At 42.6% G+C, this 13,040-nt stretch carries 14 protein-coding genes; 4 read left to right on the top strand and 10 right to left on the bottom strand.

Annotated features, from left to right (window positions below):
- Nucleotides 1-92 precede the first annotated feature (92 nt).
- Together PCRYO_RS02845 and dapE are read left to right on the top strand one after the other, a co-directional pair.
- Nucleotides 93-851 (top strand): 2OG-Fe(II) oxygenase, encoded by a 759-nt coding sequence (locus PCRYO_RS02845; RefSeq protein WP_011512901.1) that lies wholly within the window; start codon nt 93-95, stop codon nt 849-851.
- An 81-nt stretch (nt 852-932) separates the two neighbouring features.
- Nucleotides 933-2,156, top strand: a complete 1,224-nt coding sequence (gene dapE / locus PCRYO_RS02840) for a succinyl-diaminopimelate desuccinylase (protein ID WP_011512900.1) — start codon at nt 933-935, stop codon at nt 2,154-2,156.
- A 66-nt stretch (nt 2,157-2,222) separates the two neighbouring features.
- Here the strand turns inward: dapE and PCRYO_RS02835 are convergent, their stop codons facing one another.
- The 6 genes from PCRYO_RS02835 to PCRYO_RS02810 form a co-directional block, all read right to left on the bottom strand.
- The gene (locus tag PCRYO_RS02835) at nt 2,223-2,747 is read right to left on the bottom strand and encodes a GyrI-like domain-containing protein (protein ID WP_011512899.1); all 525 of its coding nucleotides are present in this window, start codon (nt 2,745-2,747) and stop codon (nt 2,223-2,225) included.
- A 98-nt stretch (nt 2,748-2,845) separates the two neighbouring features.
- Nucleotides 2,846-3,055 (bottom strand): Fe-S cluster assembly protein IscX, encoded by a 210-nt coding sequence (gene iscX / locus PCRYO_RS02830; protein ID WP_011279849.1) that lies wholly within the window; start codon nt 3,053-3,055, stop codon nt 2,846-2,848.
- A gap of 98 nt (nt 3,056-3,153) precedes the next feature.
- Nucleotides 3,154-3,717 carry an acyl-CoA thioesterase gene (locus tag PCRYO_RS02825; RefSeq protein WP_011512898.1) on the bottom strand — a complete coding sequence of 188 codons (564 nt, stop codon included), beginning with the start codon at nt 3,715-3,717 and terminating at the stop codon, nt 3,154-3,156.
- 154 nt (nt 3,718-3,871) lie between these two features.
- Nucleotides 3,872-5,272, bottom strand: a complete 1,401-nt coding sequence (locus PCRYO_RS02820) for an NAD(P)(+) transhydrogenase (Re/Si-specific) subunit beta (protein ID WP_011512897.1) — start codon at nt 5,270-5,272, stop codon at nt 3,872-3,874.
- A complete protein-coding gene (locus tag PCRYO_RS02815) occupies nt 5,269-5,604 on the bottom strand; it encodes a proton-translocating transhydrogenase family protein (RefSeq protein WP_198010341.1) in 336 nt (111 codons plus the stop codon). Before PCRYO_RS02815 ends, PCRYO_RS02820 begins: the two co-directional genes overlap by 4 nt.
- A gap of 122 nt (nt 5,605-5,726) precedes the next feature.
- Nucleotides 5,727-6,884, bottom strand: a complete 1,158-nt coding sequence (locus tag PCRYO_RS02810; protein WP_011512895.1) for a Re/Si-specific NAD(P)(+) transhydrogenase subunit alpha — start codon at nt 6,882-6,884, stop codon at nt 5,727-5,729.
- 474 nt (nt 6,885-7,358) lie between these two features.
- On the opposite strand from PCRYO_RS02810, the gene yaaA reads away from it, so the two are divergent.
- Entirely contained in the window at nt 7,359-8,159 is an 801-nt protein-coding gene (gene yaaA, locus PCRYO_RS02805; protein ID WP_011512894.1) for a peroxide stress protein YaaA, read from the top strand.
- A gap of 204 nt (nt 8,160-8,363) precedes the next feature.
- Here yaaA and groL read toward each other — a convergent pair whose 3' ends face one another.
- Both groL and PCRYO_RS02795 read right to left on the bottom strand, forming a co-directional pair.
- Nucleotides 8,364-10,013 (bottom strand): chaperonin GroEL, encoded by a 1,650-nt coding sequence (gene groL / locus PCRYO_RS02800; protein WP_011512893.1) that lies wholly within the window; start codon nt 10,011-10,013, stop codon nt 8,364-8,366.
- 94 nt (nt 10,014-10,107) lie between these two features.
- On the bottom strand, nt 10,108-10,401 hold the full coding sequence (locus PCRYO_RS02795; protein ID WP_025652227.1) for a co-chaperone GroES: 294 nt from the start codon (nt 10,399-10,401) through the stop codon (nt 10,108-10,110).
- 506 nt (nt 10,402-10,907) lie between these two features.
- On the opposite strand from PCRYO_RS02795, the gene PCRYO_RS02790 reads away from it, so the two are divergent.
- Entirely contained in the window at nt 10,908-11,678 is a 771-nt protein-coding gene (locus PCRYO_RS02790; protein WP_011512892.1) for a DUF3108 domain-containing protein, read from the top strand.
- A 122-nt stretch (nt 11,679-11,800) separates the two neighbouring features.
- On the opposite strand, the gene PCRYO_RS02785 is transcribed toward PCRYO_RS02790, so the two are convergent.
- Entirely contained in the window at nt 11,801-12,283 is a 483-nt protein-coding gene (locus PCRYO_RS02785; protein WP_011512891.1) for a hypothetical protein, read from the bottom strand.
- Between the two features lie 52 nt (nt 12,284-12,335).
- On the bottom strand, nt 12,336-12,953 hold the full coding sequence (wrbA, locus tag PCRYO_RS02780) for an NAD(P)H:quinone oxidoreductase (RefSeq protein ID WP_011512890.1): 618 nt from the start codon (nt 12,951-12,953) through the stop codon (nt 12,336-12,338).
- Between the last annotated feature and the right edge of the window lie 87 nt (nt 12,954-13,040).

Here is a 13,040-nt window from a genome sequence, read left to right as displayed (position 1 = left end):
ATAACGATGGTTTTGGTAAAAAGGCATAGATTGGTCGGGTAAAGGTATAGATTGACGGTGTAATGACAGATAATGGACGATAGCGAGACAAAATGACGAAGATTATTAGCAATCTTGATGTAACGACGTTGGTGGTTGATAATCCAATAGGTAAGGAGAATCCGCCACTGTTATCTTTAAATTCTACTAACTATAATAATCAGGCGCTGCCGACCCAACATTTATTACAATCCTCTGATTTTGAGGTTAATTGGGAACACAAGCTGACAGATAAACAGTTGGATACGTTTGTTGATGATGGTTGGCTCATTATTGACGATGTCTTTGAACGAAAAGCCTTAGTAGCACTGCAAGCGGAAAGTGGCTTTATTGATTATCGTGATGCTCAGCTAACGGCGGGTATTCGTATCAGTGATATTCGCGGTGATAAAATACGCTGGATTACCAAAGACTTTTTTGCAGGGTTTTATTATCTGCACAGTATCAATGCGCTTGCTACTTTGTTCAATCAAAGCTTGTACGCTGGTATTCGCCATAGCGAGGCGCATTATGCGTGTTATCCAGTAGGTTTTGGCTATCTATGGCATAGTGATAATCCGGCTGGACGTAATGAACGCGTTGTCTCGGCAGTGTTTTATCTTAATGATGAGTGGTCAGCAAGTGACGGCGGCGCGCTAGAAATCGTTGATAAACATGGTGTCCATCATAATGTAATGCCTGTCGCTAATAGGCTTGTAATATTTGATAGTGACTTACAGCATCAAGTGCAAATCGCCCATCGTCAGCGTTATTCTATCGCGACTTGGATGCGCCGTGATGGCTTAGTGCCTTTTATTGAAGACGTTATTTAAGTACTGTAATATTCATAAAGACTCTCTTACCATCTACATCTAAGCATACTATCTATCCCTCTATAATAAAAAAGGCTTCCCATGTCAGATTTTGATAAAAACCGAAATACTCAGTCTCAGACGCAAGCAACTCATCAACAAGCAACCTTGGACTTAAGCATCGCCCTACTTGAACGTCCATCAGTGACGCCAGATGATGACGGCTGCCAAGACATATTGTCTGAGCGGCTAACGCAAGCAGGCTTCGACTGCGAGTTTATGTATTACGGTGATAGACAAGCAAAAGGCGAACACGCTGAGGTTAAAAACTTATGGGCGCGCCGCGGTAATACCAATCCAGTCATTTGCTTTGCAGGTCATACTGACGTCGTCCCAACAGGCGATGAAAAAAATTGGACCTATCCGCCCTTTACCCCAACCATTGCAGATGGCTATTTATGGGCGCGTGGTGCCGCTGATATGAAAACTGGTATTGCCGCTTTTACCGTCGCTGCTGAGCGTTTCGTTGCCAATCATCCTGAGCACAATGGCTCTATTGCTTTTTTAATCACCTCAGATGAAGAAGGCCCTTCTATTAACGGCACAGTCAAGGTAGTAGAAACGCTAGAAGCGCGCAATGAGAAAATTACGTACTGCTTGGTTGGTGAACCATCAAGCACGGATACATTAGGCGATATCATCAAGAATGGTCGTCGTGGCTCACTCGGCGCAGTACTTACCGTCACTGGTAAACAAGGTCATGTTGCCTACCCGCACCTTGCCTCAAATCCCATTCATGCGGCTATGTCGGCACTCGCAGAACTGACCAATGCTACTTGGGATAATGGCAATGATTACTTCCCTGCGACTTCACTACAAATATCTAATATCAATAGTGGAACGGGCGCAACCAACGTCATTCCTGAAACCTTAGAAGCTGTATTTAACTTCCGCTTTTCAACAGAAACGTCTGAAGATGAACTAAAAGCAAAAACCCACGCTATCTTTGATAGATATTTCGCTGATAGCAAAGCAGCTTATGATATTCATTGGAAATTATCTGGTCAGCCTTTTTTGACGCCTGAAGGTAAATTGGTCTCAGCATGCCAGCAAGCGATTAAATCTGTGACTGGAACCGATACGACATTATCAACTTCTGGCGGCACATCAGATGGACGCTTTATTGCACCAACGGGTGCGCAAGTGGTCGAACTTGGTGTGCGTAATGCCACTATTCATCAAGTTGATGAAAAAGTTGAAGTAGACGACTTAGGAAAATTGGCGCAGATTTATGAAGGGATTTTAGAGAATTTACTATTAGATTAATAAGCACTAGTAAAAAAAGCGCCATCTCATACAGATGGCGCTTTTTTATTATAGATATTAATCACTTTACTCAATACCAATATACAGCTCGACTTGACCATATTCTAACTTACCCTCAACGTAACGCTCAAAGTCGACGTTATAAGTTCGAGTATGCTCACAGCTTGGATCATTGAAATACGTCCACGCTTTTTCCCATGCATTCATCACGGTATTAGGCATGTTACCGTATTCAGAAAACACCATGTATTTTCCTGCAGGAATAGTAACCGTTGTTAGGTTGCTTGCATTTTTATTCTTAGTAGCTTTGACAGTATTGGTCGTATCGTCATTGTCTGACTGTTTTTGCTGACTTTCCACCTTCCAACTCGCAACCACATCAAAAGCGCCTACATCATCACTCTCATAGTTATGATAGATACCATAGATATCCTGACCCTTTTCAAGTTGGCTCACGTGATTTTTGTAAAAATTTTGCCATAGCTTGCCTAACTTTGCCGTTTCATGGCTGATTTCATCGGTGTTGGTGGTGCGTACGCTGATGCCTGTGCAAGTTTGTACGTCGGTTAGTTCTTGGATTGGTGCAGTCATGAGACAATATGTCCTGTTTTCATTTGAGATTATGTTTATTAAAGCTATGTTTGTTATTAAGGCTATGTTAATTACTAAAAAATAGTCAAAAGGTCAATCTAGTCCGCTTCGTCGATCCAATTCATCTGAATCGCTTCTAAGATACCTTCATTGGAGCGTTGCGGATCATCGTCAAAGCCTTCAAGCTCCGTCACCCAGCGATGCAAATCCGTAAAGCGAATATACTGCGGATCGGTCTCTGGGAATTTTTCATAAAGCTCAATGGCAATATCTAAGCTGTCTGTCCATTTTAACTTCTGCGGGGTCATAGTAGCTCCTTATTTTTTAATTATTTTCATAAAATGGCATTATAAAATATATATGCGCTATCCTACCAAAATTCATCATAGGATTATAGGCAAGTTGGTTACGCAGCCTTTGTTGATTTAGTTAACTCAGTAGATTTGGCAGCTTTAATCGCCACTTGATGCTGATTCCATGACTCAATAACTTCTGTCAGATGCTCACCCGTCATATCTATCACCTCAGTTGCGCACTTACCTTGCTTATTAGTTAAAACAAACTTGGTCATACCCACTGCCATCAGCTGGTTTTTAACAAAAAATCGATGCTCAAAATAGACATATTTTTTATCCCAACCGACAAGCATACTATTGACTGTTATCTTATCTAGAAACTTAATTTGTTTAAGATAGACCATCTCCTGCATAGCGATAATCCAGCCGAGATTTTTAATGCCTTTTTGATGACAGCAGTTCATCAGCCATTTGGTGATATTTAGCTCAATAAAAGATAAATAGCGATAATTAGGCAAATGATCGCGAAAACCCATGTCATGTGGTAATACCCGATACTGACGCACAGTTGGTGCTGTCAATGTCTCAATACTCAGGTAATTGCTTGTCGATTGCTGCTTAAGTTGTTGTTTGAGTAGGCTTACCATAATAAAGAAACGCAGCAGCATATTCATAAGAAACCTTCTTATTTTATAATATTGATAATGAGAAAATACATTGTAGATAGCTTTAGATGGGCAATACTCTAACGCAAAAAAAGCCACCTCAGTGACTTTTTTATGTGAAAGCTTCTGTTTAAAAAATGATGTGTAAAACCTATCTTAAAGATTAATGACCAGCGCCGTTGATACTACGTACCATCTCTTCAACCATTTTCTTGGCATCGCCAAAGATCATCATGGTTTTGTCCATATAGAACAAGCTGTTATCTAGACCGGCATAACCTGTACTCATCGAACGCTTAATGACCATCACTGTTTGGGCTTTGGTCACTTCTAGAATTGGCATACCAAAGATTGGTGATGTCGGATCATCTTTCGCAGATGGGTTTACCACGTCATTGGCACCGATAACTAATACCACATCCGTACTGGCGAAGTCCGAGTTAATCTCATCCATCTCTAAAATATCATCATAGGGCACATCGGCTTCTGCCAATAGGACGTTCATATGTCCTGGCATACGACCCGCGACTGGATGAATGGCAAAACGAACATTAACGCCTTCTTCTTTTAACAGCTCATACAATTCTTTGACCGCATTCTGTGCACGACCTTGCGCCATCCCGTAACCTGGGACAATCACCACACTACTAGCATTTGCCATAAGGAAGCCAGCATCTTCTGCTGAGCCTGCTTTGTAATTCTTTGGCGCGCCATCATCGCCGCCCGCTGCGACCGCTGATGTACCCATACCACCAAATAATACGTTGAGTAATGAGCGGTTCATGGCTTTACACATGATATAAGATAGAATCGCACCTGACGAACCGACTAGCGAACCTGCGATAATCAACATCGAGTTGCCAAGGGTGAAACCAATACCCGCTGCTGCCCACCCTGAAAATGAGTTCAATAGCGACACGACCACTGGCATATCGCCACCACCAATTGGCGCAATCCACATCCAACCAAAAATCACTGCAATCACTGCCATCGCATAGAAGGCGGGTAATGAATCAGTGACAAAGTACACACCACCGAACGCAATCATCGCAATGAAAAGTGCTGCTTGTACTGGTTTTACCCAACTACCAACTAAGGTCTTAGCCCAGCTCTTAGCTGCCAATTTACCAAAGGCAAAGACAGATGCTGAGAAAGTAATCGCACCGATGAAACAACCAATAAACAATTCAACACGAGCAACCGCGCCATGCTGTTGTTCAGTATGCAGTACCGTTGCTAATGCAATCGCCACCGCTGCCAAACCAACAAACGAGTGCATCAAAGCCACGGTTTCTGGCATTTGGGTCATGGCGACCGTCTTTGCTTTCCACATACCGACGATAGCACCCAATACCATCGCACCGATGATTAACCAAAGCACTGGACCTTCTGCTAGGAAGAACGTTGTTACAACGGCAATCGCCATGGCAACCATACCCAAACGATTACCACGAATCGCCGTTTTTGGGCTAGATAAACCACGTAACGTCAAAACAAAAAGAATGGCACCGACCAGATAAAACCAGTCCGCATTAGCCGCAATCATATTTGATAAGTCACTCATGCGTCACCCCCAGTATCCGTTGTTACTACTGCTTTTTTTACTTTTGGCTTAAACATCGACAGCATACGCTCAGTCACGGCGAAACCACCAAAAATATTGATACTGGCTAAGAATACCGCAAAAGCCCCAAGTAAACTGGTCGGCGTAAATATCGAACCATCAATAGTGACGGTCTGTAGCATTGCACCGACAATAACAATACTTGATAAAGCGTTGGTTACAGCCATTAAAGGCGTATGCAGTGCAGGGGTTACACCCCAAACAACGTAGTATCCGACAAAGATAGCCAGTACAAATACGGTAAAAATCGCTACGAATGGCGTGCTACTCATGGCCGCACCGGCTGGCGCTGCCGCTAAAATAGTGGCAATCATCTTATCCTCCTAAAATTTGTTCGTGTCTGGCAAATGTACGATAATGAAAGTATCAAGACTTGAAATTTGGCATTTAGCACTTAGCGTTTAGCAAGACGTACTTGATTGTCATGCGTTACCGCTAATGCGCCTTGAATCTCATCTTCCATGTCTAAGTTGAGTGCCATTGTGTTTGCTGTAGCGTCATCTGTAGCGGCAGACGCAATTAAAGTGGTGATAAAATTAACGAGGTTATTGGCATATAAGTCTGAAGACTGCGCTGCCAGTTGCGATGGAATATTAGCTGCACCGACAATACGCACGCCATTTGACGTCGTAATCGTTTCATCAGGGACACTGCCTTCAACGTTTCCACCAGTGCCAGCAGCCATATCGATCAGTACCGAACCAGCTTTCATCTTAGCAATGGTTGATTGGTGTACCAAACGCGGCGCTTGACGACCCGGAATCTGTGCAGTCGTAATGACGATGTCAGCATTGCTCAAGGCTTTATCAACAATAGCAGCTTGGTCTTTGATATATTGCTCAGATGGCGTCCACGCATAGCCGCCTGTAGATTTAGCTGTCTCAGCCTCCTCCGCACTCATCGGGACATCAAGCCATTTACCACCTAATGATTCCACTTGCTCGCGAGCGGTCGGACGTAAATCACTGGCTTCAACGACAGCACCTAAACGCTTCGCCGTCGCAATCGCTTGTAAACCCGCAACCCCAACACCTAGAATAACGACTTTGGCAGGCTTAACCGTACCAGCTGAGGTCATAAACATCGGAAACGGACGCGAATATTCATTGGCAGCGAGCAACACCGCTTTGTAACCGGCAAGGTTGGCTTGTGAAGACAAGACGTCCATATTCTGTGCGCGTGATAAGGTGCGTGGCAATAGCTCCATGGCAAAGGCGGTAGCCCCTTTAGCAGCATAAGTATCCAGTTGGGTATTACGATAGGGATCAAGCATGCCGATAATAATTTGACCAGACGTTAAACTAGCAGTCGTTGACGTCGGCAAATCATTGACGGTAGTAATAATCTGAGACTGTGTGACGACGTCAATGCTACTATTGGCAATATCAGCACCCGCAGCCTGATATAATTCATCCGCATAATAAGACGCTTGACCTGCACCTGACTGGATGACAACCTCAAACCCAAGTTTGCGTAACTTTTTTACCGCGTCTGGGGTTAATGCCACCCGACTCTCGCTTGCGCTCTCTGCACTAATAACACCAATTTTCATACCGTCTCCTTACGTCTAATGACTACTTTTAATACCCTAACGCACCTCTAAAAAGCACAGGGGACAAAAAAATCTTTGGTCAGGGTTAGCTTAATACTTAAAACCAAAGATTATCAATTTAATAAATGATAGCTCGTTTGCCATCATGCCGTTTTATTATAGATATATCGTCTGCCAACTTTCATTGTCTAATGATGACCCGCAAGTAAAATAAAAGTTAGCTATTTATAACATTATCATAACTTTTGTTGTTATATTAAAAAATTTTATTTATTCTTAAGTAGCTTGAAGCCTTTAGGCTATTGGCTTACACGAGTTATCACAATGCCTATAATAGTTGATATATGTCCATGATGAGGCTTAAAAGTACAAAACAGCCACGCGTAAGTCAAGTTAAACCTGTAGGTATCGTATAATGAAAAAGCTTGAAACGTTAATGGAGTGTCTATCACTTCACTATAATAAGGAATAATTATGTATTTTTTACTCTCTCCTGCCAAATCTTTGAACGAAACAGATACTGCCCCAATGGATATTAGCAGCTACTATAGTCAGCCTGAGTTAATCGAACATTCACAGGCACTGATGAAGATATTGAAGTCGAAGGAGCCGATTGACTTACAAGAGCTGATGAGTATCTCTGATGATTTGTCGCAGCTAAATGCTAAACGCAATCAAGATTGGGCTTGGAGTGATAACGAACTGTTTACGGATGACAATGCCAAACCAGCTGGTTATTTGTTCGATGGCGATGTTTATACTGGACTTGATATGTATAACATGGATAAAGATACTGCTATTTATGTTAATGAACATTTGGGTATCTTGTCCGGGCTTTATGGCGTACTAAAGCCACTGGATTTTATTCAGCCGTATCGACTTGAAATGGGTACCAAGCTTAAAAATGAGCGTGGCGATAATTTATACGAGTTTTGGGGCGAAGAAGTCACTAAGATTATTAATAAGCGCATGGCTGATAGCGATGACAAAGTATTGATCAACTTAGCTTCTAATGAATACTTTAAAGCGGTAAAGAAAAAAGCCTTGAATGCGGAAATTATCACGCCAAGATTTGAAGATGAAAAGAATGGGCAATATAAAGTGATTAGCTTCTATGCTAAAAAAGCACGTGGACTGATGGTGAAATATGCTGCGGATAATAAACTGACCAATGCTGAACAGCTAAAGCAATTTGATTTAGCGGGATATTATTACTGTGAAACCGCTTCTGATGATAAGACGTGGACGTTTAGACGGGATGAAGTGAATCAGTAATATTTAATGCTTTTATGATACACATAAAAAACCCCGATAAGCTCAGCCTACCGGGGTTTTATTTGAACTAGGTTTAACAAGTACGTTATGACAAAGTCATACTTCTAGCAAAAATCGATTTGTCGAGGAAGACGCGCGAAAATAGTACCTATTGTACATTGAGCACGTCTGACAAAGAGAAATCGCTTTGTAGTAGAAGTAAAATTACATCATACCGCCCATTCCACCCATACCGCCCATTCCACCAGCACCGCCCATGCCAGCCATACCGTCATCGCCTTGCGGTAAATCAGTAATCATGACTTCAGTGGTTAGCATTAGACCGGCAACAGATGCTGCGTTTTCTAGCGCTGAACGTGCTACTTTGGCTGGATCAAGAATACCCATCTCTAGCATATCGCCATATTCGCCAGAAGCTGCGTTGTAACCGTAGTTACCAGTACCGCTCTTCACTTCATTTACTACCACTGAAGCTTCTTCGCCAGAGTTGGTCACGATTTGACGTAATGGTGCTTCCATTGCGCGACGTAAGATATTGATACCAGCGTTTTGGTCGTCATTATCACCGCGTAGCTCAGACAATGCATTCATGGCACGAACTAGCGCAACACCGCCACCAGGGACAACGCCTTCTTCAACCGCTGCACGAGTGGCATGTAACGCATCATCAACACGGTCTTTCTTCTCTTTCATTTCAGTTTCAGTCGCAGCGCCAACTTTGATAACGGCAACGCCGCCAGCCAGTTTAGCCATACGCTCTTGAAGCTTTTCTTTATCGTAGTCAGACGTTGATTCTTCTACTTGACGTTTGATAGATTCAACACGGTTTTCGATATCCGCAGAGTTGCCAGCGCCATCAACGATAACGGTGTTTTCTTTACCGACAGTGACTTTTTTAGCCGTACCAAGTTGCTCTAAAGTAGCAGTCTCTAAACTTAGACCAATCTCTTCAGAGATAACCGTACCGCCAGTTAGCGTTGCGATATCTTCTAACATCGCTTTACGACGATCGCCAAAACCGGGTGCTTTAACGGCACAAGTTTTTAAGCCGCCACGCATGTTGTTGACAACCAATGTCGCCAATGCTTCGTTTTCTACGTCTTCAGCGATGATTAGCAATGGCTTGCTTTGCTGCATGACTTGCTCAAGTAATGGCACGATTTCACGGATATTGCTGATTTTTTTATCAACCAATAAGATATATGGGTTTTCAAACTCAGCAGTTAAGCTGTCTTGCTTATTTGCAAAGTACGGGCTGATATAACCACGATCAAACTGCATACCTTCGACAACTTCTAGGGTATCTTCAAAGCTTGAACCTTCTTCAACGGTGATAACGCCTTGCTTACCGACTTTTTCCATCGCTTGAGCAATCAATTCACCGATTTTGGTGTCTGAGTTGGCAGAGATAGAACCAACTTGAGCAATCGCTTTTGAATCGTCAGCTGGGGTAGATAGCAAATGGATTTGCTCAACAGCTGCACGTACCGCTTTATCGATACCGCGTTTTAGATCCATTGGGTTCATGCCAGCGGCAACTGATTTCATGCCTTCTTGCAAGATTGACTGAGCCAATACCGTCGCAGTAGTCGTACCATCACCAGCAACATCGTTGGTACGGCTAGCGACTTCACGAACCAATTGCGCGCCCATGTTTTCAAATTTGTTTTCAAGCTCGATTTCTTTAGCAACTGAAACACCATCTTTAGTAATAGTAGGTGCGCCAAACGACTTATCGATTACCACGTTACGACCTTTAGGGCCTAGTGTGACTCGTACTGCGTTTGCTAGAACGTTCACGCCGTCCATCATTTGTTTACGGGCATCTATGCCGAATTTTACGTCTTTTGCCATGTTAAATTACTCCACTATTATAAGTATGAGAATGCAATTAAATGTTTCAATGATATTGTCAAAATGCGCTGAGTATAAAAATACTCAAAAAGGACTAGCCTTCTAACACACCCAATACATCAGATTCTTTCATGATAAGTAGTTCTTCGCCGTCAACTTTCACCGTTTGACCAGCATATTGACCGAACAATACTTTGTCGCCAGCTTTTACATCTAACGCACGAGTTTCACCGTTGTCACGAATCTGACCGTTACCAGTTGCTAGCACTTCACCTTGTGAAGGCTTTTCTTGCGCTGACCCAGGAAGCAAGATACCACCAGCCGTTTTTGTTTCTTCTTCTATGCGGCGGACAACAATACGATCATGTAAAGGACGAATATTCATCAATATGTCTCCAATAATTGGTTGTTTAAGTTAAAAATTTATTTGGTTTGTTAGTCTCAACATCCTATCTTCAAAAGCCATCTTATAAAAACGCTTTTATTAAGATAAGCCTTGAGCTTGTTTCAAAAAGTGGGGGCATAGCGAGGTAGCTTCAAGTGTAAAGACCAAAAATTTACAAGAATTTCTTAATTAGAGAGGTGTTTGTCGATAAGCGATACTGAATCTCTGGGAGTATTATGCAATAAAGGCATTAAGTGAGTAATAATCCAGTAGAAAAGACCAGTATTCTATACGCCTATTCTTACTAAATTTACAGCAAGTTACTCATAGGTCAAGCATTACTTAAGATAGTAACATCAACTACAAGAGCCAAACGTCAGCGTAAGTTCTCCCTCTTGATAATGTAACAGAGTATGACCATTATAAGCATTGAAAATATAATATTAGTTAACAGTAAGGTCGAATCGACTTAAATAAGTTATTTGATACCAATCTATTAAGGACTGTTCATGAGTTTTTCATTTACCAATAAAAAACCATCCATAACCGATTATAATGACAAGAATAACGGTAAGGTTAAATTCTTAACTGCGTTGACCACTGGAGCGAGCATAGCGGCTATCGGCGCTTTGAGTATGGCTGCACCAACGATGGCCAGTGCAAAAGATATTCAACCGTCGAGCGCCGATTATACGTTTACGATTGAAGACAAGTATAAAGGTACCGCCACTCGTGCTTTAGATAAGTCAGGCAACACGTGGAAATATAATGTCGATGCACGGGTTGCCGGTATCGCAAGTGCTGCGCAACATAGTACTTTTACTATTAACGGTAATGCGGTTATTCCAACCCAAGCCAGTACCACTTATAAACTACTGGGTATCGGTCGTACGCATAAACTCGATTTTAATCCCCGTGGTAAAAAAGTCGTGAGTAATTATAGAGGCAAGTCGACCACGTTAAATATGGCGCAGCAAGCATTTGATGATTTGAGCCTTGAAGTGCAAATTCGCCAAGACTTATTAAATGGCAAATTCTCTGGCAATTACTACATGGCAAAACACGATAAAATTGAAAAAACGCCGTTTAAAAAATCTGGTAATACCAAGATAACGGTCCCTGCTGGTACCTTTGATACGGTGCGTGTCGACCGTATCCATGATGACAATAGCCGTTCGACCAGTTTTTGGTTGGCACCAAGCTTAGATTACTTACCGGTAAAAGTAAGCCAGATTAATGATGGTAAGAAGATGGATTTAGAATTGTCTAAAGTGAACTAATAGCCTCAACTCTACAGTTTAAAACATTAAAAAAGCGGCCTGCTAAATAGCGTGCCGCTTTTTTAATGTAAATTTTTTATTAAGCACTACAGAGGAATAGCATTGTAATAGATATCAATGACTTATGAGCGTGGCTGTTTAACCACATTATTCATCGAAGGTAGGCGCTTTAATAAGATAAACAGCCAGATATTAATCGCAAATAGCAGGACGAAATCAATGAAATAAACAGCGATTTCTGCCCAACTACTGCCATAAGCACGTGTGAACAATACAACCCCACTTGCCCCTAAATATACCAAAGTAAACATACTGTCTATTAATAGCGCATAAGGCGAGCGCCCGCGTAGTATCGATGGTGTTAAGACAAATGCTGGTACTAACCATAGCGCTTGCCATGCAATACCGCCGATAATATCAGGGTGACTAGGATTAAAGATATTGATCAAAAGAGGCAAAGCAAGCAATCGAAAGGTTAGCCAAACCAGCCATGTCACCATCAGGCGCTGACGAACAGGCATAATCGGTTTTAACAGCTGGGTTGATTGACTGTTTGTTTCGGATATTTGCTGTTGACTGTCATTATGAGAAAGGTTAGTAGCCATTAGAGGTATGTATTTCCTAATTGTTCATGCCAAACAGTAATAGATGAGTGCATTAACAGCTCCAGTTAGCTTGCGCTAATGCAGATGCCGTAATCGCCAAGCGACGCCCTTGAGCGATGCCAAGCTCGCGTTCATCAGCAGATACAGGCTGATCATGGGATGCGCCGCTCACATGACTGGCACCATAGGGTGAACCGCCACGCGTGGTACGGTTTAAAGCAGGCTCAGCATAAGGGACGCCCACAATCATCATGCCATGATGCAACAGTGGTAACATCATCGTCAGTAGCGTCGTCTCTTGACCGCCATGCATAGAGCCTGTCGCCGTAAATACTGACGCCGGCTTGTTCTGTAGATTGCCTGCCAGCCAGATAGTGACAGTATTGTCCCAAAAATACTTCATGGGCGCGGCCATATTACCAAAATGGGTTGGGCTACCAAGTGCCAGACCGCTGCAATTTTTTAGATCTTCCATCGTGCAATACAAATCACCGTCGTCCGGTATCGCAGGCTTGCTTGCCGTGGTTTCAGGCGCGACTGTCGGTACCGTACGGATGCGCACGGTCATGCCCGCCTCTTCGATACCCTGAGCGATAGCATAGGCTAATGTCTTAGTCGTACCATAATTTGAATAATAGAGTACCAAAACATAAGGGGCGGTCTGACTCATTAGCAAAACTTCCTTATAAAATCGTTAACAGTAATATAGATACTGACCATTATGCCCGAGTCATTCACTGACATGCAAACAAACCCT

Origin of the sequence: Psychrobacter cryohalolentis K5 (assembly GCF_000013905.1) — a bacterium.
Classification (GTDB): domain Bacteria; phylum Pseudomonadota; class Gammaproteobacteria; order Pseudomonadales; family Moraxellaceae; genus Psychrobacter; species Psychrobacter cryohalolentis.
Note: the sequence above shows the minus strand (reverse complement) of the source record. Positions and strands in the feature narration are given on the sequence as shown.

Coding starts and splice junctions, on each gene's coding strand:
- PCRYO_RS02785 (WP_011512891.1), bottom strand. CDS start 12,283: ATGGCTACTAACCTTTCTCATAATGACAGTCAACAGCAAATATCCGAA.
- dapE (WP_011512900.1), top strand. CDS start 933: ATGTCAGATTTTGATAAAAACCGAAATACTCAGTCTCAGACGCAAGCA.
- groL (WP_011512893.1), bottom strand. CDS start 10,013: ATGGCAAAAGACGTAAAATTCGGCATAGATGCCCGTAAACAAATGATG.
- PCRYO_RS02820 (WP_011512897.1), bottom strand. CDS start 5,272: ATGAGTGACTTATCAAATATGATTGCGGCTAATGCGGACTGGTTTTAT.
- wrbA (WP_011512890.1), bottom strand. CDS start 12,953: ATGAGTCAGACCGCCCCTTATGTTTTGGTACTCTATTATTCAAATTAT.
- PCRYO_RS02845 (WP_011512901.1), top strand. CDS start 93: ATGACGAAGATTATTAGCAATCTTGATGTAACGACGTTGGTGGTTGAT.
- PCRYO_RS02810 (WP_011512895.1), bottom strand. CDS start 6,884: ATGAAAATTGGTGTTATTAGTGCAGAGAGCGCAAGCGAGAGTCGGGTG.
- yaaA (WP_011512894.1), top strand. CDS start 7,359: ATGTATTTTTTACTCTCTCCTGCCAAATCTTTGAACGAAACAGATACT.
- PCRYO_RS02815 (WP_198010341.1), bottom strand. CDS start 5,604: ATGAGTAGCACGCCATTCGTAGCGATTTTTACCGTATTTGTACTGGCT.
- PCRYO_RS02835 (WP_011512899.1), bottom strand. CDS start 2,747: ATGACTGCACCAATCCAAGAACTAACCGACGTACAAACTTGCACAGGC.
- PCRYO_RS02825 (WP_011512898.1), bottom strand. CDS start 3,717: ATGAATATGCTGCTGCGTTTCTTTATTATGGTAAGCCTACTCAAACAA.
- PCRYO_RS02790 (WP_011512892.1), top strand. CDS start 10,908: ATGAGTTTTTCATTTACCAATAAAAAACCATCCATAACCGATTATAAT.
- iscX (WP_011279849.1), bottom strand. CDS start 3,055: ATGACCCCGCAGAAGTTAAAATGGACAGACAGCTTAGATATTGCCATT.